This is a genomic window from Sorangium sp. So ce726, from assembly GCF_051521405.1.
Lineage (GTDB): Bacteria > Myxococcota_A > Polyangia > Polyangiales > Polyangiaceae > Sorangium.
This window is the reverse complement of sequence record NZ_CP150349.1, coordinates 2,241,922-2,262,590: the sequence shown is the minus strand read 5'-3', so window position 1 is coordinate 2,262,590 and position 20,669 is coordinate 2,241,922. Positions and strand designations below refer to the sequence as shown.

The following is a 20,669-nucleotide window of genomic DNA, read 5'->3' as shown; positions in this document are numbered from 1 at the left end:
CCACGATGTCCGCTCCCATCAACAGGCGCCCCGGCGGCATCGCTCCAGGCGCCTCGCGCCTCGGCCCGGAGACGCCCCGCATGCGCGTGGCGTCGATCCTGGCCCAGGCGGCGAGGGCCTACAGCGCGCGCCCTCCCATCGAAGACATCACGATGCCCACCGGCTTCGATCCCGCCGCGGTGGCGCTCTTCGAGACGATCATCGAGGCCGCGTTCCTCGTCGCGAACGCTGACGGCCACTTCGACGACGAGGAGCGCGGACGCTTCCAGGCGATCGTCGCCGGCGCCTGCCAGAACCTCGTCCACGAGAAGCAGCTCGAGGCGCTCCTCGCCGATCTCGGCGAGATGCTGGCCGAGGACGGGCTGGAGAAGCGCATCAGCATGGTCGCCCGCACGATCGCGCGGACCGAGCACCAGCGCGAGGTGCTCCGCGTGGCGGCCTCCATGGCGCACGCCTCCGGCGGCGTGAGCGCGCAGGAGCACGGCGTGCTCGAGCAGCTCGCGCGCGGCTTCAAGCTCGACGTGGCCGCTGTCGACGAAGCCCTCGCGCAGGCAGCCGAGCCCGTGAACGTCTAGCGTGGACATCAGCGCCGCCGCGTACGGCGGGAGACGCGCATCAGGGCGCGCGCGGGTTCGAGCTCGCCGCGGCGAGTCAAACCCCGAGCGTGATCGCTGCGACGAGTCAACGTCACATCAACGTCACGCGTAAAGCGAATGAACGTACGCCGCGTCTGGGCACTGGTCTCGGGCAGCGCCTTTGGTTAGTGTCCCGCGAACCGATGAGCACCGCGACGTACTCCACCGACCGCCCGCCGAACGTCTCAGGGGCAAGCCTCGAGCCGCAGGCTGCCGTCGCGCGGCACCCGCTCGATACGTGTGCCGACGACGTGATCAAGGTCCTGCGCGACGACGGCTCGCTCGACCCCGCGCACGATCCGAAGCTCGAGCCATCGGAGGTGATCGCCCTCTACAAGGCCATGATGCGCACGCGCCTGCTCGACGAGCGGCTCGTGGCGCTGCAGCGCCAGGGGCGCATCGGGTTCCACATCGGCTCGCTGGGTGAGGAGGCCACGGTCCTCGGCAGCGTGTCCGCGACGCGGCCCCAGGACTGGGTGTTCCCCTGCTACCGCGAGTTCGGGGCGGCGCTCTGGCGAGGGCTGCCGCTCCAGCGGTACATCGACAACATGTTCGGCAACGCGAACGACACGGTGAAGGGGCGGCAGATGCCGGACCACTACACCTACCGCGAGGGCCACTTCGGCTCGGTGAGCTCGCCCATCGGCACGCAGATCACCCAGGCTGTCGGCTTCGCGTGGGCCGCGAAGCTGAAGCGCGACGAGCTCGTCTCGCTGGCCTACTTCGGCGACGGCGCGACGAGCTCGTCGGATTTCCACAGCGGCCTGAACTTCGCTGGCGTGTTCAAGGTGCCGGTCATCTTCCTCTGCCGGAACAACGGCTGGGCGATCAGCGTGCCGACCGAGCGCCAGACGTCGAGCAACACGTTTGCGGCCAAGGGCGCCGCGTACGGCGTCCCCGGGGTGCGGGTCGACGGCAACGACGTGTTCGCCGTCGTGAAGGTGATGCGCGACGCGATCGCGCGCGCCTCGCGCGGCGAGGGCGCGACGCTCATCGAGGCGATGACGTACCGCCTGTCGGGCCATTCGACGAGCGACGATCCCAAGGCGTACCGCCCCGACGCATGGCTCGATCCGTGGCGCCGGCTCGATCCGATCGCGCGGCTCCGGCGGCACGTCGAGCGCACCCAGGGCTGGACGGAGGCGCAGGATCGCGAGATCGAGGCGGCGGTCGACGCGGAGGTCAAGGCCTGCATCGCGGTCTCGGAGAAGGTCCCGCCGCCGCCGCTCGACTCGATGTTCGAGGACGTCTATGCGGAGCCGCCCTGGCACCTCGTGGAGCAGCGGGAGCAGCTCAAGGCGGGCCCGAGGCCCAAGGGCCACGGCGGCCACTAGGCAGCGTGGACGGCGGCGTCCGCGTGGCGGCTTGCCGGACGGCGGCGCGGCGGGGGTGGCGCCGCTGCCCGTGATCGGCGGGGACCCCCGGGGGGCGGGGCGCCGGTGAGGTTGTACCCCCACCTGTTGGCCGAGAGACGGAGACGAAGAGCATGCCTCAGATGAACATGGTCCAGGCGATCAACGACGCGCTACGCCACGAGATGCGGCGGGACTCGCGGGTCGTCGTGCTCGGCGAGGATGTCGGCAAGGTCGGCGGCGTGTTCCGCGTGACCCAGGGCCTGTTCGACGAGTTCGGGGATGACCGGGTGATCGACACGCCGCTCTCGGAGAACGGGATCGTGGGGACGGCCATCGGGATGGCGCTCTACGGGCTCGTGCCGATCCCGGAGATCCAGTTCGCCGATTTCATCTATCCCGCGTACGACCAGATCGTGTCCGAGCTGGCGAAGTACCGCTACCGCTCGGGGGGCGAGTACCCGTCCAAGCTGGTCATCCGGACGCCGTTCGGCGGCGGCATCCGCGGCGGGCACTACCACTCGCAGTCGCCCGAGGCGCAGTTCATCCACGTGGCGGGCCTGAAGGTCGTGTGCCCGTCGAACCCGGCCGACGCGAAGGGGCTCTTGCTCTCGTCGATCCGGGACCCGGATCCGGTGCTGTTCTTCGAGCCGAAGCGCATCTACCGCGCCGCGAAGGGCGACGTCCCCGACGGCGAGTACACGGTCCCGCTCGGCCAGGCGAAGGTGGTCCGGCCGGGCTGGCACGTGACGCTCGTGGTCTGGGGCGCGATGCTCTACGAGGCGCTCGACGCGGCGAACCAGGCGGCCGCGCAGGGCATCGAGTGCGAGGTGATCGACCTGCGCACGCTGTGGCCGCTCGACATCGATACGGTGATCGAGTCGGTGAAGCGGACGGGCCGGTTCATTGTGGTGCACGAGGCGCCGAAGACCTGCGGCCTCGGGGGCGAGCTCGTCGCGCTGGTCAACGAGAAGGCGTTCCTCCACCTGGAGGCGCCGCCGCTCCGGGTCACGGGCTTCGACACCCCGTTCCCGTACACCCTCGAGAACGAGTATCTCCCTCTGTCCCATCGTATCCTTCCGGCGATCCTCGAGACAGCGAGGTACTGACGCATGGGCAAGTACGAGTTCAGGCTTCCGGACATCGGCGAGGGCGTCACCGAGGGCGAGATCGTGACCTGGCTTGTGTCGCCGGGCGACATGGTCGCCGAGGACCAGCCGATGGTCGAGGTGATGACCGACAAGGCGACGGTGACGATCACATCGCCGCGCTCGGGCCGGATCGTGGAGACGCGGGGCAAGGTGGGCGGGGTCGTCCCGGTCCACTCGGTGCTCGTCGTGTTCGACCTCGACGACCGGCCCGCGGCGGCGGCGCCGCCCGCGTCGGGGGCGGGGGTGCGCCAGGCTGCCGCGAATACCGGCCCTGCGGAGCCGCCCGCAGCGGCCGCGAAGACTGCGGAGCCCGCGGCGACGGCGGTCGGCGACATCCGGGAGGACCTCCCGGGGATGAACCTGGTGGCGCCGGCGCGGTCCGCGTGGGCGAACGGCAGCATCGGTGCGGGGGCGCGCGCGGCGGCCTACTTCAACGAGAAGCCGCTCGCGACGCCCGCGACGCGCAAGCTGGCGCGCGACCTCGGGGTCGACCTGCGGCGCGTGCCGCCGACCGGCCCGGCGGGCCGGGTGACGAAGGACGATGTGCGGGCGCTCGAGGCGCCCGAGGAGGCGGCCCCGGCGCTGCCCGAGGCGGCGCCGAGGCGGGGGGCGGGCGCGGCAGCCCCGGCGCGGCCCGAGGCGGCGCCGAGGCCCGGCCAGCTGGACGAGGAGCCGGGAGCGGCCCGGCCCGAGGGAGAGCGCGGCCGGGGGTTGCCTTCGGCGCCGGGCGACGAGCGCATCCCGCTGCGGGGCGTGCGCAAGCGGATCTTCGAGGCGATGTCGCGGTCGAAGCACACAGCGGCGCACTTCACCTTCGTCGAGGAGTGCGACGTCTCCGCGCTGAAGGAGCGCCGCGCGCGCCTGCGCCCGCTGGCCGAGAAGGCGGGCGTCAAGCTGACCTTCCTGCCCTTCTTCGTGAAGGCCGTTGTCGCGGCGCTGAAGAAGCACCCGACGTTGAACAGCGCCTTCGACGAGGCGGCGCAGGAGATCGTCGTCAAGAAGAGCTATCATATCGGCATCGCGTCCGCGACCGAGGCCGGGCTCATCGTGCCGGTCGTGCGCGACGCGGATCGCCGGAGCGTGCTGGAGATCGCGCAGGAGATCGCGCGGCTCGGCGAGGACACGAAGTCAGGGCGGGTGAAGCCGGAGGATCTCGGCGGCTCGACGTTCACGATCACGTCGCTCGGCCAGCAAGGGGGGCTGTTCGCGACGCCGATACTGAACTTCCCGGAGGTCGCGATCCTCGGGATCCACCAGATGAAGCAGAAGCCGGTGGTGCGCGACGGGCAGATCGTGATCGGCGAGGTGATGCTGGTGTCGCTGTCGTTCGACCACCGGATCATCGATGGTCACGTGGGGGCGGCGTTCGCCTACGAGATCATCGGGTACCTGGAGGATCCGGATCGGCTGTTCCTGGAGATGAGCTGAGCGGCGAATACGATCTGTGGTCCAGGGTCGTTCCTGAGCGCGCGGGGCGAGGGTCTTGCCGAACCGCCCGGCCCCCGGGGAGGGTGCTCGTGGCGTGGGCGCGGGGTGGGGCCCCGCCGAACTCGCCTGAGCCATCTATCCTCCGGCTCCGCCGGAGGATAGATGGCTATTGGGCTCAGATAGCGGCCCATCCCCACCCCGCGCCCACGCCACGAGCACCCTCCCCGGGGGCCTACCGATGACGCAGGATCAGGGCCCATGTGGCCAGAGCCTCGAGGGGACCGATATCCTTGTCGATCTTCCGCCCTGCCGTCCGGAGGGGCGGATGGGTCGAGGGCCCCCTGGAAATTGGCCTCTCTACCGTCTGGGTGCCCTGCCGGGATCTCCGGAGCACGCAAATAACGACGAGCGAGCTCTGCTCAAGACGAAGACGCGGTGACCACCAAGCTGCGCGCCGCCATCCAGACGCCCGTGCTGCTTGCAAAGGGGCGAAAGGCTTCGCTCAGCGCCCGCTCGAACGCGGGCTTGAGCGAGGGGTCCGTGTCCGCCATGAAACGGGCCGATGGCCCAATTTGCATCGAGTACTCCACTGCCTCGGCGATGTCTCGCGCCGCTCCCAGTTGAATCATCGTCTCGCGGGGTTCGATGTTCACGCGCTTGAAACCCGCAGCGCCGAGCACCTGCTGAACGAACGCGGGAGCGGAAAAGTAAAACGGCCCAGGCTGGCCGGGTTGCAGCAGCGCGGGCATCGGATGCTCGGGCGAGACGCTGCGCGCCGCCATGAGTGGCACGTGAGCCCAGTCATTGCGCTCCAGCTCTTGCCAGCACACGAAAGCCAGGCGCCCGCTCGGTCGCAGGCTCTCACGCATCTCGCGGAAAGCCGCGACGGCATCTGGAAAGAACATCACGCCGAAGCGTGAGTAGATGGCATCGAACGGCACCTTGAAGGTCTGACGTGCAGCGTCTCCCAGGATGATCTCGACGTTGCCGAGGCCCGCTTGCGCGACGCGCCCGCGCGCGGCCGTCACCATCGGCTCCGATATGTCGACCCCGACGACCGTCCCCGTCGCTCCCACGCGGACCGCGAGTTCGATGCAGCTCTGGCCCGCGCCACAACCCACGTCGAGCACCCGCTCGCCCGCTTCGAGCTGCAAGCGATCCAGCGCCGGGCGCCCGAGGGGCTCCAGCTGCGCGTCAGTTTGCGCCTGCAACTTCACCCACGCTTGCCCGCTCGATTCTCGCCATGCGTCCTGAGCTTGCATCACGCCGTCCCTCTGCCGCAGAGGATATGCGCCTCGGCCGGCGGAACGCAAGCCGGCTCAGCGGGAGTCAGGCGTTCGCATGGAGATGCCCTGTGGCACGTCGAAGACGTGGGCGGACGGAAGGATCGCAGTCGTGCTACCATTCCGCACTTTCAAGGCGCCAGGCGATGAGCGGCGGCGCGCCGTTGGGCGCTGGGCCGGACACCACCGCGCCGGGCGGCGCAGCGGCGGACGCCGGGGCGGCGGTGGGCAGGGAACACCGTCTGCGGCCGGCCTCCGGGCGGGGCCTCGGGCTTGATCGAGGCCAAGGCGGCAGCGCTGCCTTGTCGCGCGGGGCCGGAACCGGCAACATCGCGCGCCGTGATCGCGATTCCCAAGACGCTCGAGGACGCGCTGCGCGACCGGTTCGTGGTGCCCTTCGTCGGCGCCGGCGTCTCCATGGCCGCGCTGGACCGGAACGGGAAGCGGATGTTCCCCAGCTGGGGAGACCTGCTCCTCGGGGCAGCCGCGCGCCTCCGCGAGGACGGCAAGAGGCCCGAGGCCAACGTCGTGGAAGGGCTGCTGGAGAAGCGGGCGCCCGACTACTTCGAGGCGGCCCGGCACGCGCGCGAGGGCATGGGGCCGGGCTGGTACCGCTACCTCCGCCAGGTGCTGGATCCGCCGGGCAATCGCATCGACACCGGCTCTCTGTCGCTCGCGCGCGCCGTCTGGCAGCTGCCGAGCAGGCTGGTGATCACGACCAACTATGATCAGATCCTCCGCTACGCGCTCGACGATCCCAACGATCTCGTGCAGATCAGCGTCGACGCGACGGCGGAGCTGTCCGCCATGCTGCGCGACGAGATCGATCGCCCGACGGTCTGGCACCTGCACGGCTTCATCCAGCAGCCGCAGCGGCTGATCCTGACGCCGGACGGCTACCGCGAGCTGTACCCGAGCCAGGAGGACGAGGTGCGCTACCGCGGCGCGCTGCAGGCGCTGCGGCACCTTCTCGCGGCGCGCACGTTCCTGTTCGTCGGCTTCAGCCTCGACGACGCGATGTTCGGTAACCAGATCGCGTGGGTCCAGGAGGCCTTCGGCGGCGCCGCGGGGCCGCACTACATGCTCGTTCGGGCGCGCGAGCTGCGCGACACCCAGCGGCGCCTGAGGGACCTGAGCTGCATCGAGTTCCTGACGTTCGAGGAGTTCGGCGATCCCCTGGTAGCGCTGGTCCACGCCCTCGGTTCCGCGGGGAATCGGGAGCCCAGCATGCCGCCGCCGCTCATGGCGGGCGCCCCTCGGCCCACCGCGCGCCTCGAGGTGGCGGCTGCCCCATCCACCGCCCCCGCTGGGCCCCTCGCGTTCCTCGCCGACGAGGTGATGATCCCCCCCGTCACCCGGGTTGTACACCGCGGGCTCCTCCCTGAGGCAGCGCTCGCCCCGCCCGCCACCGCCGCCGCCGCGACGCCTCGAGGTTTCGAGACAACCGCCGGGGACGGCGGCATGGACATGGCGCTTGTGAGGCAGAGCTATCGGCTCGTCCACCAGTATCAGCGCCGCGTCTTCGATCGGCTGTCCGAGCTGTCCGATGCGCTCGCGGGCATCGGGCTCGCGTTCGAGCGCTGGGACCCGTCCCTGTTCTCGCGTCACCCGAAATCGACCTCGGAGTTCTTCCGGCGCAAGTACTGGGCCTGGGATTTCCTGCCCGGGTATCGCCTCCAGCTCGTCTGGCAGTCATCGGCCAGCACCTCGCGGAGCGTGGTCCTCGAGGTGGTGTCGGACACGGGCTTCACGCGCGACGGCGCTGAGGAGCCGGATCCGGCGCGCTTCGGCGGCGCGCGCGCGGCGGGCTCCGAGCTGCAGATCAGCCTGATGCGCTCCTCCGTTCGGAACCTGCCGTGGAACCAGATCTGGTCGTCCTTGAGCGGGCAGGAGGACACCATCTACGACGGAAACGATCACGAGCTCGACGCCGGCGGGCGCCCGTGCACCTACCGCTATCTCCGCGTCGATCTCGGCGCTGCGCTGGACAAGGAGGCGTTCAGCGAGCGCGTCATCGCCCCTGTCAGCGCCTGGCTCGCTCGGTGATCGAGAGCCTCGGACGAGCGCGCCCCGCGCGGGTGCGTGGCTGTCGGGCGCGGGCTCGCGGCGCTCCGGTGGGGCTTGGCCGCAATGCTGGAACGCTGAGCGCGTTGAGGACCCGAGAGAAAACAACAGGGAGACGGGGAGGCGGGGAGGAAGAGAGAGAAGCAAGCTGCCGCTGGCGTGGGAGCACATGGCATCTGAGTCGCCATCGCTTCTCGACACGGAGAGCACGCTGGAGGATGCTATGCACTACATAGTTATCCTGGCCGCATCAGGCCGTCTCTTTCATGGTATCCCAGAGGCTCCCGGCATGTACCCCAGGCAGATCCTCTGACAGTATGTGGATGAGCGCATCGCGCAGCGCGACAGACACCGCGTCACGGAAAGCCTGCTCCTCACGCTGGTCGTCGCCGATGATGCGCCTGAAGGTCCAGCCGTCGGTCGAATGCGCCTGCCCAAGATTGCGCGTGGCGTATACACAGAACAGCGCGTCGTCAACACATGCCGCGATCATGGATATGCGCCTCTGCCCTGTGTCCCGATACGAATCAGCCGGATTGTCGAACACCAACCTCGCCGATGGCGTCACCAAGGCATTGTTGATCAGCATGTCGCGACCATACTGCATGGTACAGCCGCCAAGATCCGCGTACGACAGCACCTTGCGCACCTTCTCGAACAGATCGTTGACCACGGCCACAAAACGCCCCGACGCAATCGACGCGATACGCGTATCCGCCTTTGCAGGGCTTTCGCCGCGTACATCTGCCATGCGCTTCAATCCGCGGAGCACGATATCGAGATCGGCCTCGGTCATGTTCGACTCTCCTCCGTCTTGCTCCATACGCGGACCACGGCGTGGACGTAACTCGTCGCCAGTCCAGCTGCAGGCGTTCAGGAGGTCGGTGTGGCTGGATGAGGCGGATGAGCGCGGGATGAGACGGGCTACCGGAGCCTACGGAGGAGCCTGCCGGTGTTGGATCGCATGCTCGGCCTCCATCGTATACCGGCGGCTCTCGGCCTCGTCGGGTTCGAGCCCCAGCTCACCATAGCGATAGGCCATCGCCAGCGCCTGGAGCGCCGCGGGGTGCTCGTGCTCGCCAGCGCTCTCGTAGAGCTCCACGGCTTTTCTGTCATTCCTCGGCACGCCGGCGCCTGCGCGATATGCATTGGCGAGCAGGAACATCGCGTCCGGCGACCCTCCGCGCGCCGCGATCTCGAACCAGCGCGCAGCCTCCGCAGGGTCCACCTTCACGCCATCGCCGTTCTGGCTCATCACGCCGAGGAAATACGCGGCGCTCGGGTGCTGCGAGGGGGCGGCTCGCAGCAGCCAGGCGCGGGCGCGCGCCGTGTCCCGGGGGACCGACGGGAGCCCCTTCAGGTAGATCCTTCCGAGCGAGACCTGCGCCTCGACGTCTCCCTTCTCGGCCGCCCGCGCGAGTGAATCCATCCCGGCGAGGACCTCCCCGGGATCCGCGAGCGTGAGCAGGCGAAAGCCGAGCGCCCGCGCCTCCATGCCGCTCGCGGGCGGCGCCTCGGATCGCGACGGCGACGAGGGCACCGCGGCGGCCGTGGGCCGACCCGCCTCGGGACGATCGCTCTCGCCCAGCCCTCCAAGGGAAAGGGCGGCGGCGCCACCGAGCACGAGGGCGCCGCCAATCAGCACAGCGAGCCGCACGGGAGGCGGGACGCTCACCGGCTCAGATCGATGGAGTAAACCGAGAGCATCTTGCCGCTGCCGTCATCCTGCGCGACGAGCGAGAGGTTGGTGAGCCCGGCGGCCTCGGCCTTCGGGAGCGCGTTCTGCGCCGAGGTGAAGGTCACGGGGCCCGCCGTCGTGACCCGGGCAAAGCGCCAGCTGCGGGCAGAGCCGTTCTGGGCCCGCGTGAGGCTCTCGATCTTCTTGATGTACGCGATGAGCACGTCGCGGTTCGTGTCCGGCGCGGCGTAGATCGTCTTCGAGCCGTCGAGGCCAGGGAAGCTGCCGCCGCCACTCGCGCGGTAGTTGTTCGTGGCCACGATGAACTCCGCGGCCAGATCCATGGGCTCCCCGTTCCACTGGAGGTTCTTGATCCGGCCGCTGGCCTTCATCCCCGTCGGCGGGAGCGGCTGCGTCACGTCGATCTCGTACGTGATCCTGCTGTCCGTGAACATGTCGAAGTTGTATCCGGGCATCGCGGTGTTGATGAGCGGCTGCGCCTCTGTCTTGCTCGGATCGATCTGATTGAAGCGCGTCGCGGCCCTCTCCAGCCAGTCGAGGATGACCGCGCCGGTGACCTTCACCGCCTGGACCGTGTTCGCGTACAGGTAGAGATCGGCCGCGTTGTTGATCGCGACGCTCCCCACCGGCACGTCGGTGTAGTCGTTGCCGCCCTGGAAGCCGGACTTGAACGGCGCGCTCACAGAGAGCACCGGGAGCGACGCGTACTGCGGCAGGTTCTCCTCGATGTAGTGGGCGACGTAGTCCGCCTGGGCCTGGTTGACGATCTGGATCGCGCTGCCGTCCCCCACGTCCGCGAACATCGACGACATCGCGAAATCGGTCGTGCCGATGGGCGTCTTGACGTAGGCGACCGTCGCCTGGTGCTCGGTGTCGAGGAGCGGCGCGATGGAAGCGTCGGCCGCGACGAGGACCTTCGTCTTGTCCGGCTGCGCGTCGCAGAGCGTCGCGAACGCGCAGGACGCCCCCGTGCGCCAGCGCTGCATTGCATCACACGCCTCGGGGAGCCCACCCTTGCAGGTCGTGGCGATCGGCCGGGCCTCGACGACCGTCTTCGCCTTGTCGACTGTCCAGCCCTCACCGTCGTGGGTGAGCCCCAGCTTGATGACACCGAGGTGCTGGCCCCAGAAATTCGCCATGACGGCGGGGACGCCGCCGACGGTGCCCGCGACCTTGTCGACCTCCGGCAGGCTGAACTGCGGCACGGTGCTGCTCGGGTTGGGGAAGATCTGGTGCGAGTGGCCCATGAGCATCGCGTCGATGCCGGGCACCTGGACGAGGTGCCACGCCTGGTTCTCGATGGTTGGCGTGTAGGCCGAGTCGTCGAGGCCACCGTGGACGATGGCGACGACCAGCTCAGCCCCCCTGGAGCGGAGATCCTCCACCAGCGGGGCCACGACCTCCTTCACCCCCTTCGTGAAGACCTTGCCGTCGAGCCATTTCTTGTCCCAGCTCAGGATCGTCGGCGGCGTGACGTCGATGAAGCCGACCTTGACCGTGCTCTCGATGGCTCCGCCGCCCGGCGCCGTCGCCTTGATGGTCTTCTCGACGAGGACGGTGTTCGGGAAGAGCGTCTCGTTCGTCTTCAGGCTGAAGACGTTGGAGTTCACCAGCGGGAACTGGGGGCCCTCGCAGGCCGCCGATCCAGCGAGATCGAGCCCCTCGACGTCGAACGGGGTGTGGGTCACCTGCGAGAGAAACGCGAGGCCGAAGTTGAATTCGTGATTGCCGATCCCGCCGACGTCGAACCCCAGGTGGTTCATCGCCTTGTACATGGCCAGCGTCTCGCTGCACGCGATCGGCTCGACGAGCGCCTGATAATCGGCGAGGACGGTGCCCTGGATCGTGTCGCCGTTGTCGATCAGGAGATTGTTCGAGAACTCGGCTCGCGCCTGGTTGATGAGGGTCGCCGTGCGCTCGAGGCCGATCGATGGCTCAGCGACCAGCTTGAAGTAATCGAAGCCGAGGATGTTGGTATGGAGATCAGTGGTCTCGAGCAGCGCGAGGTCGGCCGTAGATCCGCTCGGCGTCGCGGGCGCCCCTCCCTCGCCGCCTCCCCCCTGGTCGCCTCCTCCCGCGCCGCCGCCCCCCTGCTCGCCTCCTCCAGCGCCGCCTCCTCCTTGGTCGCCTCCCCCCTTACCGCCTCCTCCCTCGCCGCCTGAGCCAGAGGAGCTGGAGGAGCTTGATGAGGAACTGGAGGTCGATGAGCCCGTGCCGCCCTCGTCATCGCCGCACGCGGTCAGCGCGCCCATGGCCAGGATCACCGAGGAAACCGACGCTATCCGTCCGATTCGACCTGTCATCGTGAACACCTTTCCGAGCGCCGCCTCGGCCGATGCCGCTTCGCGCGCAACCAGCCATGTTGAATCGGGGCGGTCGAGTTTTGGCACCTATGCACGCCCGGATCAAGGGCGTCGATGTGATTCTCGGCATGTCAGCAGCACCGGAGAGGCGATGCGGCGGAAGAATGCTTGAACGGCGCGCCCTCTGCGCGCCGCTGCGTCAATCCGATGAACTGTTGGCAACAGTCTCGTTAACGCTCTCCACGTGCGAAGGACCGCGTGGAAGGGCGCCCGCCCGCAGGCTGTGGAGTGACGGATCGGGGCCGCGGCAGGACGTCGATCGAGGGCCGGTGTCTCAGCCACACTGGCACGGAGGGGGCAGCGCCCCCTCCGTGCTCCCGGAGCTCCCGCGGGGGACCACGCAGGCCATCATGGCGCCTGTCCCCCGCCCTGGATTGGCATCAAAATACGATCGTCCAGCCCGGACTGCTCACTTGCTGCTTCGTATAGGACACGCCGTCGACCTTCAGCCCTTCGGCGTTGAGCAGCGTGATGAGCCCGCCCTTGTTGGAGAGCACCATCGGAGCCTGGACGACGACCGTCGTCACCGCACCTGGCTGAAGCTCTCCGGCGAGCGCCATCTTCGACTTGGCCTTGTCGGCCAGCGACCAGCCAGCGAGGTTGATCTTCTGGTTCGACGTATTCAACAATGTAACGGTCTCCCGTTCGGGTGTGCGCGTGTCGTTCACGAGGGCGGCGACGATCCGCACGATGCCGTCGGGCTGCTCTACCGTGGGGAGTCCACCACCTCCACCCGTCACATCAGACGGCGGTCCGGACACCGGGATGTCGAGCGTGTGCCCTGTCTTGTCATCGGTGTGCCACGCCTGCGTCTGAAACTTCATGAAGATCGCGACCCACTGGTCCCCACGCGGGAAGTGGATGAGGAGGCCGCCGTCCTGCCAGACGCCATCGTCCTTCTTGAAGCGGGCGTCGTTGCCCTGGTTCATGTGGATATCGTGGATGCCGTTTCCGGGCAGGAAGCCGAAGATCTTGTCCTTCGTCCCGTTCTCCGGACCCCAGCGCTCCCCGAAGGCGTACAGAAGCGCCGTCTCGTCGGCCATCGCCCGCTGCACGTAGTGATCGAGCTTCTCGTTGAGGTCGTTGTCAGGGCCCGGGGCGGAGAATGGCAGCGGAACGAACTCCTTCCGATCCACGAGGTTTCCGCGGATAAAGTCGAGCCCGAGCCCGCCCGGCTTGCTCTCCAGCCGATGGAAGCCCGGCTTCAGCTCGTGGATCTCTTGAAGCAGCGGGTGCGCGAAATGGGACTTGACGACATATTCGACCTGGGAGCCGTCCTGCGACTGCACATTCACCGCGATGCGGTAGTCGATCGTGTCGTCCACGACGTGGATCTGATAGTGCGGGTTCGCACCCGACGCGAGACGCCGATCGATCACTGTACCCTTCAATACGCCATAGCTCTTCAGCGGCATGTTGCCTCCCGCATTCATCGGCTGAGCACGGCCGGTGCCCGCCTGTGAGATAGTATCAAACCCCTACTTCACTGCTTCGAATGGTGATGGATCATCCGGCATGCGCTCCCCCTTGGGGCCGGTGACCGACGGGTGTTGAATGGAACGCGCGATAGCGCCTTCTACACCATGTGAAGCCGTCATTTTTTTGAAGTCAAGACTGAACTGCCCGCGGACTCGGAAATTTCGCCGCCCTGTCACGCAATGGTGTATGCAGCGGAACGCCAGGAAGCTGACGCCGGAACCCCATCATCTCTCGAGCGGCCAGCGCCGAGCCGAGGTGCACGCTCCTTACAGGCACATCAAATTCATCGTGGATTTGCTCGCACGGCACAAAGCGCGCTTCGAGTCGATTTCGGCCGCGACGGATCTCGTCGGGCCGTGTTCGAGGTCGTACGAACCGCTATCGGCGCGGCTCGCCTTCACGGTCGACCCACAAACGTCTCGTGGCCGGCGGGAGCCCGTTATCCGTGGTACTCGCGCAGCGGCGTGCCCCGGGCGCGGCGCAGCATGGCGAACGCGCGGCGCTCCGCTTCCCAGAGGATTCGCTCCTCGTCGAGCGTGAGGAGCTCATGGTCCTTCATGACGAGCCGGCCCGCGATGATCGAGTGGCGAATGTCGCTGGATCTCGCCGAATACACGATGTTGCCGACCAGGCTATGTCGAGGCCGGAGGTGAGGGCGGCGGGAATCGAAGAGGATCACGTCGGCCGCGGCGCCCGGAGCGATGACGCCGCTCGCCTCGAAGCCCAGCGCCCGCGCGCCGTTCCGTGAGGCCAGGCGGAGCACGGTGTCGCCAGGGAGGGCCTCGGCGTCGCGGAGGTGGGCCTTCTGCAACAGGCCCGCGAGCTGCGCCTCTTCCAGCATGTCGAGGTTGTTGTTCGAGGCAGCGCCGTCGGTGCCGAGCGCCACGTTGACGCCATGGGCGAGGAGCGAGGGGACGGGCGTCACCCCCATTCCGAGCTTCATGTGGCAGCCGGGGCATTGCGCGACGCTCACGCCGCGGGCGGCGAGGATCGCGATGTCCTCCTGGGTCACAGCGATGCAGTGGGCGGCGAGCTTCTGGCCGGGCACGTCGAGGAGGCCGACCGCGTCGAGGTGCGCGGGGGGCGTCTTTCCGTGGCGCTTCCGCGAGACCTCGACCTGCTCCTCGCTCTCGGAGAGGTGGATATGGACGCCCATGCCCTCCTTGCGCGCCGTCTCGCCGACGGTCTTGAGGAACTCCGGCGGGCAGGTGTACGGCGCGTGCGGGCCAAGGCACGTCTTGATCCGGCCGCCAGCCGCGCCCTGAAAGCGGCGAGCAAAATCCACGGCCCCGGCGAGATCCGTCTCGACCTCGCTGGAGAGGCCGAAGACGCACCACGCGAGCAGCGCCTTCAGGCCGCTCTCTTCGACGACCTGCGCGACGCGATCCATATGAAAATAGTGGTCCGCGAACCCGACAGTGCCGCTCCGGATCATCTCGGCCGCGGCGAGGTAGGCGCCCCACGCGACGTCGTCTGCGGTGAGGGCGCGCTCGGCGACCCAGATTTTTTCATTGAACCAGCGATCGAGCGGCAGATCATCTCCAAAGCTTCGCTCGAACGTCATGGCCGCATGCGTGTGCGCGTTCCAGAAGCCGGGCAAGGCGATGAGATCGGTGCCGTCGAGCACCTCGCCGGCGAGAAAGCCGGGGGGCGCCTCGCCAACGGCCACGATCGAGCCGCCCTCGATGGCGATGTCGACCCCGCGGAGCACATCGCCCGCGTCGTTGAGGGTGATCACATCGACGGACTTGATGAGGAGCGACGGCATGATGTTTTTACATCATTCTTTGCGCGAGGGTTCAAGACCCATGCGCGTGTTCACGACGGACGTGACGGCTCGTCGCGAAGCGGCTGGCTCCCCTCCCCCTGCTCCTGCCCGATCGGGAGCAGGGTAGTGGCGCGCGCTCCTCAGCGCGGCAGGAAGAGCTGTTCAGGGAGCGCGGTGTTGCAGGGCTCCTGAACGAGTTGCGCGTAGCCCGCGGTGCTGGCATCCTCGACGCTCAGGCACTTCTGGCTGTTCACGTTCATGATCGACCGATAAGCGCCCACCGGCCGCAGGACGAACTTCTGGTTGGGGTTGCCCGTGCAGGTGTATTGAATGAGCTCGGCGCCGTCCTCGAGGCTCGAGTAGTAGATGTCGAAGCAGAGCCCGCTGTGCCTTGGCTTGATGAACACGCTCCCGTCGGGGTCTCCCGTCGGGATGAGCTCGAAGCTCTGGTTGGGGTTGCCGGTCGCAGGCCATTGAATGATCGGCGAGAGCGGGGTCGTCTCCGAGTAATAGACGTCCATGTTGAGGCCGCTGTTCTGGTTGGTGAAGGTCACCGCCGGGTTGGTGCTGCTCACGCTCCCGAAGTCCACGGTCGTGTCGAGCTTGGGGGAGACAGAATAGTTTTGAGGATGCGCCTGGACGTAGAAGAAGTTCCAGTCGACATAGATCCCTTGGAGCACCTGGGTGTGCATGACGGAGAGCGGCACCTTGCCGTTGAACGAGCTCGGCGCGGAATAGACGGTTTGATACGTCGGCTGGAGGGTCGAGACCGCCAGGAACGGCAGCGTGTGGAGCGTCCCGGTCCACTGGTCGACGAGGTCGACGGGGTTCCAGTACGGATAGCCCTGCGCCGAGGTCATCCGGTAGCTCCAGGCCGACGTCAGCCCCGTGCTCTGATCGATCGCGGTGAAGTCGGACAAGGAAACGGTGGCGCTGTCCTGGAAGCTGCACGAGAAGCTGGCGCTCGCCGCGTCGGTGCCCCCCTGCGCGCCGACGCTGCAGCCGACGGAGCGCGTGAACGAGTTTTGTCCGTTCGGGGAGTTGGGCACGTGGGCGTACGGGCTCAGCGCCGTGCTGCCAGGCACGACGCTGACGTTCAGCTGCTGCTGGTAATAGCCCCGGTTGAAATTGCTGTTCGTGTTCAGCGGTCCCGGGTTTGCTCCCGCGCCCACGCCGGTGATGACCATGAATTTGTTGTTGGGCGTGGTGGAAGCGACGAGCTCGACCTCGTAGCTCAGATCCAGGGTCGCGACTTGAGAGGTGCCGGGGACGGTCCACCACGAGGAGCCGTTCACGATGAACTGGCGGTAGGTGCCTGGAGGGGCCGCGCTCGCGACGGAGAGGGCGAACGGCTGCACGACCGGCGCAGCCGCGAGCGTGCGGATGCGCGCCGCCACCTGGGCCGCGACGTCCTCGCGCGACGGACCGGCCGTGGGCGTGGCGCCCTCTGCGGCCTGTCCGGCGTGCTCACGGTCCGAGGCGCGCGCCGCCCGCTCCTCGGCGGGCAAGGGTGCGGCCTCGTGGTTCACCTTGATCGTGGCGGAGGAGGACTTCACCGCCGTCGCCTCGATGTTCCCGTAGAGCTTGATATCGAACTTCGTTCCCCCGCGCGATGGCTCCACGATCGCCACGTCGCCCGCGACGCCGTAGCCGAACACCGCGGCCATGCGCGCCGAGTCGCGGACATTCTCGAAGACGAACGGGATCCCGGCCTCGCTCGCGGCCTCGACCAGCGACCGGTAGGTCGCGAGATCCGCCTCATCGAGCTCGTCCATGTCGGCGATCACCGCGCCCGTTCGGCGAAGGAGGTCGCTGCGCTCGGCGGCGCCGGAGCGGAGCGAGTCCAGAGCGCTCTGCGCCGACGTCGCCTGGAGCTCGCCGGCGAGGTGATGGAGGACCGGTGTCCCGACCGCGGAGATCGGGGTCAGGGCGATGAACCCGGTACGCGCGGCGGGCGCCGCGGACGTCGATGAGCCTTCATCGAGCGGCTCGACGTCGGGGCTCCCGCAACCTTGCTGCAAGAATCCGAGGGCGAGCGTCGAGAGCGAGAACACCAGGCCGACTCTGGAACGGATCATGGATTCCTCCCTTGCGGCTTCCTTCGCCCAGGCAAGCGATCGAGCCGTCAGGTCCAGTTACGGTGGACGTCGGCATCGGTTTCGCAAATTTGCAAATTTGCCTCGGGGCAAAGACCACCTACTCGCGGCGGCTGCGCCCGGCGCGCGCCGGGTCGGTCGCCGGCAGCTCCCCGAGGAGGTGGTCGATGCAGGTCCGGACGGCGGCCGTCAGGGCTCGATGCGCGCGATAGAGGAGACTGACACCGCCGGCCTCGGCCTCGTAGCCCTTGAGGACGCGGACGAGACGCTTCGCGGCCACGTCCTCGGCGCAGAACACCTCCGGAAGCATCGCGATGCCAACGCCCGCGAGCGTCGCGCGGTAAGCGGCGGAGGACTCGCTCACATAGAAGCGGGGCTCGAAGGCGATGCGTCGTCTCCGGCGCCCCTGCCCGAGCGTCCACGTGGCCATTCCGTCCGCCGCGTGCACCGCGATGCAATCGTGATGCGCGAGGTCCTCGACCCGGTGGGGAATGCCCCTCGCCTCGAGGTAACACGGGCTCGCATACAGCAGCTTTCGCGTCGCCCGCCAGAGCTCTCGCGCCACGAAGTCGGTCGTGTCTTCTACGTGGCCCGGGACGATCGCGATATCGAAGCCCCCGGCGAGGAGGTCGACCCGCCGTGAATCGATCTCGAGGTCGACCGACACGTGGGGGTGCTTCGCGAGGTAGGTGCAGACGGCGCTCGCCACCGCGGCGCCGAGGGCGATCGGCGCCACGATCCGCACGCGCCCGCGCGGCTCGCTCTGGAGCTCGCGGACGTGATGCGTGCCTCTCGTGAGATCGTCGATCGCCCGCTCGGCGTGGCCGAAGTACGCGCGCCCAGCCTCGGTCAGCTCCAGCCGCCGCGTGGTTCGCTCGAGGAGCCGGACGCCGAGCGCAGACTCGAGCCGCGCGATGCGCCGGCTCACCGTGGAGACCGGCACGCCGCGCTCGCGGGCGGCGGCCGAGAAGCTGCGCGTCCGGACGACACGCACGAGGAGGGCGGCGTCGTTCAGGTCCAGATCGATTCGTGCGTCCACGGCAACAGTTCCTTCCCTCCAGGCACACTAATGCGCTCCGGTGGCCGGCGCTAGGCTCGACGACGTGAAGTAGCCCATCGTCACCGGGCCACACGGAGCACGGAGCGCCGCGTCCACGTGATGCTTGGGATGACCGCGCAGGGTCGCTGCGCCAAACGCAGCAGGAGGGTGTCATGATCATCGTCACTGGAGCCAACGGTCACCTCGGCCGAGCCATCATGGAGCGGCTCCTTCAGCGCGTGCCCGCCGCTCGGCTGGGCGTCAGCGTCCGCAACCCGGAGCAGGCCAGCGCGCTCGCCGAGCGCGGCGTCCGCGTACGCCAAGGGGCCTTCGACGACGTCGCGAGCTTGCGCCACGCCTTCGAGGGCGCCTCGCATGTCCTGATCGTCTCCATCAACAGCACCGGTGAGGCCGCGGTGCGCCAGCATGAAGCCGCGATCGAAGCGGCGCGCGCGGCAGGCGCCCGCCGCGTCCTCTACACGAGCCACATGGGCTCGAACCCGGCGTCCCGCTTCGAGCCCATGCGCGACCACGCGGCCACCGAGGCCTCGCTGCAAAGATCGGGGGTCGCGTTCACCTCGCTTCGCAACGGGTTCTATGCGGCGTCCGCGCTCATGCTCCTCGAGCGGGCGCTCAAGACGGGCAAGCTCGTCGCGCCAGAAGACGGCCCGGTCTCGTGGACAGAGCACGGCGACCTGGCCGACGCGGCGGCGATCGCGCTGACCGACGAGGCGCGCCTCGACGGGGTGACACCGCCGCTCACCGCCTCCGCGGCCCTCGATCTCACGGAGATCGCGGCGATCGCATCGGAGCTCATCGGGCGCTCGATCGCGCGGGTGACCGTCAGCGATCAAGCGTTCAGGGAAGACATGGTGTCTCACGGCGTCCCCGAACACCGGGCGGACCTGTTTCTGGGCATGTTCGCGGCGAGCCGAGAGCGCGAGTTCGCCGCCGTGGATCCGACCCTGGAGCGCCTGCTCGGCCGAGCGCCGATGTCCATGCGCCACTACCTGACGGCGCGCCTGTCACGCTGAGGCGCGGGGCGCACCTCGAAGAGCAGGTCGGCGCAGCGAGAGCCCCCGGAAAGGCGGCGCTACATCGACAATTTTCGAGAGGCGAGCGCCGCCTCGCGGCGCTACGCGGGGCCGATTGCGGATGAGGGTCCGGCGGTGGAGCTCAGGGCACCATGGTGAAGAAGTTGAGCTTGTTGCCGTCCAGGTCGCGGAAATACCCTCCGTAGAAGCTCTGTCCACGCGGCCCCGGCGCGCCCTCGTCCTTGCCGCCCAGCTCCAGGGCCTTCCTGTGGAGCGCGTCCACCTTGGCCGGGCTATCGACGACGAGCGCGACCATCACGCCGTTACCAACCGTGGCCGGCTGGTGGTCGAAGGGCAGGGCGACGGCGAGCGCAGGCGCGTTCGGCTTCACCGCCCAGATGATCATCCGCTCTAGCTGCCAGAGCCGCGTCGCGCCCAGCTCGCCCAGCAAGGCGTCGTAGAAACGGGCGGCGCGCTCCAGATCGTTCGTGCCCAGCGTGACATATCCGATCATCGATCTCTCCGTTCGTTGGAATGGTTCGTCTTCGTTGCCTGATCAGGGTCGGGTGCCCCGAACGCCATGCCGACCTGCCCCGCTCGCGCGTGGCACGCGCAAAAGGCGACCCAAGCCGGCGGAAAGCCGTGTACCATGGCGGCTGCCCGCGAGGTGCGGTTCCCGCGCTTCAGCGGGGTGATCGTGTTCTTCCACGATGTGGGAGCGGTCCTCCCGGGACGACGGCGGCCCCGCCGTCCGACGCGGCGGCGCGCACGCTCGGAGGTGAAGGCGAGCGCATTCTTCTGATGGATCCGGCGCGGCCGCAGAGATGGCGGCCGCGTCAGCCCGCGACGGGGTGGGCGCTGCCGCGCCGCGCTCCCGTGATCACGAACAAGATCCCCGAAAGGACGTACGGGCTCGCGATCACGAGCGCGTCGAAGGGCTGGTGAACCCGGGTGAGGCCATAGCTGGCGCCGCCGATCGCCAGGAGGCCGGTGATCCAGACGGCCTGGTTCCAGCTCCTGGTGGCGAGGCACAGACCTGCTCCTGCGCCCATGATCGAGAGGAAGGCGCTCATCAGAGAGAGGTGTCGATAGCGAATCACCTCGGCGAGGTAGCCGACCCCCGCGATCGGCCGGATGCACACGATTCTCTCCCGGAGCCCCCGGCGCGAGCAGTGTTCCAGGCGACATCACGCCCGCGCGGTGAGTGAACCGGCAGGCCGAGCGCGGCCGGTCGCGCCGGCGGGTCGAGCGCTGAGAACCCCGTTCCTGCGGGACGGA

The 20,669-nt window shown here is 68.4% G+C and carries 16 protein-coding genes; 6 read left to right on the top strand and 10 right to left on the bottom strand.

Annotated elements, in window-relative coordinates; genetic code table 11:
- Positions 1–5: 5 nt before the first annotated feature.
- From WME79_RS08570 to WME79_RS08555, 4 genes are all read left to right on the top strand, one after another.
- Positions 6–575, top strand: coding sequence for a tellurite resistance TerB family protein (locus WME79_RS08570; RefSeq protein ID WP_437534128.1), 570 nt, complete (start codon positions 6–8; stop codon positions 573–575).
- Positions 576–778: 203 nt separating this feature from the next.
- Complete coding sequence (locus tag WME79_RS08565; protein WP_437534127.1) at positions 779–1,969, top strand: thiamine pyrophosphate-dependent dehydrogenase E1 component subunit alpha; 1,191 nt, start codon at positions 779–781, stop codon at positions 1,967–1,969.
- 152 nt (positions 1,970–2,121) lie between these two features.
- Positions 2,122–3,096 (top strand): alpha-ketoacid dehydrogenase subunit beta, encoded by a 975-nt coding sequence (locus tag WME79_RS08560; protein WP_437534126.1) that lies wholly within the window; start codon positions 2,122–2,124, stop codon positions 3,094–3,096.
- 3 nt (positions 3,097–3,099) lie between these two features.
- The gene (locus WME79_RS08555; RefSeq protein ID WP_437534125.1) at positions 3,100–4,566 is read left to right on the top strand and encodes a dihydrolipoamide acetyltransferase family protein; all 1,467 of its coding nucleotides are present in this window, start codon (positions 3,100–3,102) and stop codon (positions 4,564–4,566) included.
- 419 nt (positions 4,567–4,985) lie between these two features.
- Here the strand turns inward: WME79_RS08555 and WME79_RS08550 are convergent, their stop codons facing one another.
- Positions 4,986–5,783 carry a class I SAM-dependent methyltransferase gene (locus WME79_RS08550; RefSeq protein WP_437534124.1) on the bottom strand — a complete coding sequence of 266 codons (798 nt, stop codon included), beginning with the start codon at positions 5,781–5,783 and terminating at the stop codon, positions 4,986–4,988.
- A gap of 405 nt (positions 5,784–6,188) precedes the next feature.
- Between WME79_RS08550 and WME79_RS08545 the strand changes: the two genes are divergently transcribed.
- Positions 6,189–7,895 carry an SIR2 family NAD-dependent protein deacylase gene (locus WME79_RS08545; RefSeq protein ID WP_437534123.1) on the top strand — a complete coding sequence of 569 codons (1,707 nt, stop codon included), beginning with the start codon at positions 6,189–6,191 and terminating at the stop codon, positions 7,893–7,895.
- Positions 7,896–8,163: 268 nt separating this feature from the next.
- Here WME79_RS08545 and WME79_RS08540 read toward each other — a convergent pair whose 3' ends face one another.
- The 7 genes from WME79_RS08540 to WME79_RS08510 form a co-directional block, all read right to left on the bottom strand.
- On the bottom strand, positions 8,164–8,709 hold the full coding sequence (locus WME79_RS08540; RefSeq protein ID WP_437534122.1) for a hypothetical protein: 546 nt from the start codon (positions 8,707–8,709) through the stop codon (positions 8,164–8,166).
- Between the two features lie 138 nt (positions 8,710–8,847).
- On the bottom strand, positions 8,848–9,588 hold the full coding sequence (locus WME79_RS08535; protein ID WP_437534121.1) for a tetratricopeptide repeat protein: 741 nt from the start codon (positions 9,586–9,588) through the stop codon (positions 8,848–8,850).
- Complete coding sequence (locus WME79_RS08530) at positions 9,585–11,915, bottom strand: 5'-nucleotidase C-terminal domain-containing protein (RefSeq protein ID WP_437534120.1); 2,331 nt, start codon at positions 11,913–11,915, stop codon at positions 9,585–9,587. The genes WME79_RS08535 and WME79_RS08530 overlap by 4 nt, the downstream gene beginning before the upstream one ends.
- A 440-nt stretch (positions 11,916–12,355) precedes the next feature.
- Positions 12,356–13,390, bottom strand: a complete 1,035-nt coding sequence (locus WME79_RS08525; protein ID WP_437534119.1) for a DUF2278 family protein — start codon at positions 13,388–13,390, stop codon at positions 12,356–12,358.
- Between the two features lie 503 nt (positions 13,391–13,893).
- Complete coding sequence (locus WME79_RS08520) at positions 13,894–15,222, bottom strand: amidohydrolase (protein WP_437534118.1); 1,329 nt, start codon at positions 15,220–15,222, stop codon at positions 13,894–13,896.
- A 140-nt stretch (positions 15,223–15,362) separates the two neighbouring features.
- Positions 15,363–17,300, bottom strand: a complete 1,938-nt coding sequence (locus WME79_RS08515) for an RICIN domain-containing protein (protein WP_437534117.1) — start codon at positions 17,298–17,300, stop codon at positions 15,363–15,365.
- 118 nt (positions 17,301–17,418) lie between these two features.
- Positions 17,419–18,357: a LysR family transcriptional regulator gene (locus tag WME79_RS08510; protein ID WP_437534116.1), complete on the bottom strand. Its 939-nt coding sequence runs from the start codon at positions 18,355–18,357 to the stop codon at positions 17,419–17,421.
- Between the two features lie 173 nt (positions 18,358–18,530).
- On the opposite strand from WME79_RS08510, the gene WME79_RS08505 reads away from it, so the two are divergent.
- Entirely contained in the window at positions 18,531–19,391 is an 861-nt protein-coding gene (locus tag WME79_RS08505; RefSeq protein ID WP_437534115.1) for an NmrA family NAD(P)-binding protein, read from the top strand.
- Between the two features lie 142 nt (positions 19,392–19,533).
- Here the strand turns inward: WME79_RS08505 and WME79_RS08500 are convergent, their stop codons facing one another.
- Both WME79_RS08500 and WME79_RS08495 read right to left on the bottom strand, forming a co-directional pair.
- Positions 19,534–19,905 (bottom strand): VOC family protein, encoded by a 372-nt coding sequence (locus WME79_RS08500; RefSeq protein WP_437534114.1) that lies wholly within the window; start codon positions 19,903–19,905, stop codon positions 19,534–19,536.
- Positions 19,906–20,227: 322 nt separating this feature from the next.
- Complete coding sequence (locus WME79_RS08495; protein ID WP_437534113.1) at positions 20,228–20,533, bottom strand: hypothetical protein; 306 nt, start codon at positions 20,531–20,533, stop codon at positions 20,228–20,230.
- Between the last annotated feature and the right edge of the window lie 136 nt (positions 20,534–20,669).

Excerpts from the sequence above, each read along its gene's own strand:
- WME79_RS08530 (WP_437534120.1), bottom strand. The coding sequence starts at position 11,915 with ATGACAGGTCGAATCGGACGGATAGCGTCGGTTTCCTCGGTGATCCTG.
- WME79_RS08505 (WP_437534115.1), top strand. The coding sequence starts at position 18,531 with ATGATCATCGTCACTGGAGCCAACGGTCACCTCGGCCGAGCCATCATG.
- WME79_RS08560 (WP_437534126.1), top strand. The coding sequence starts at position 2,122 with ATGCCTCAGATGAACATGGTCCAGGCGATCAACGACGCGCTACGCCAC.
- WME79_RS08555 (WP_437534125.1), top strand. The coding sequence starts at position 3,100 with ATGGGCAAGTACGAGTTCAGGCTTCCGGACATCGGCGAGGGCGTCACC.
- WME79_RS08500 (WP_437534114.1), bottom strand. The coding sequence starts at position 19,905 with ATGATCGGATATGTCACGCTGGGCACGAACGATCTGGAGCGCGCCGCC.
- WME79_RS08515 (WP_437534117.1), bottom strand. The coding sequence starts at position 17,300 with ATGATCCGTTCCAGAGTCGGCCTGGTGTTCTCGCTCTCGACGCTCGCC.
- WME79_RS08540 (WP_437534122.1), bottom strand. The coding sequence starts at position 8,709 with ATGACCGAGGCCGATCTCGATATCGTGCTCCGCGGATTGAAGCGCATG.
- WME79_RS08520 (WP_437534118.1), bottom strand. The coding sequence starts at position 15,222 with ATGCCGTCGCTCCTCATCAAGTCCGTCGATGTGATCACCCTCAACGAC.
- WME79_RS08525 (WP_437534119.1), bottom strand. The coding sequence starts at position 13,390 with ATGCCGCTGAAGAGCTATGGCGTATTGAAGGGTACAGTGATCGATCGG.
- WME79_RS08565 (WP_437534127.1), top strand. The coding sequence starts at position 779 with ATGAGCACCGCGACGTACTCCACCGACCGCCCGCCGAACGTCTCAGGG.
- WME79_RS08570 (WP_437534128.1), top strand. The coding sequence starts at position 6 with ATGTCCGCTCCCATCAACAGGCGCCCCGGCGGCATCGCTCCAGGCGCC.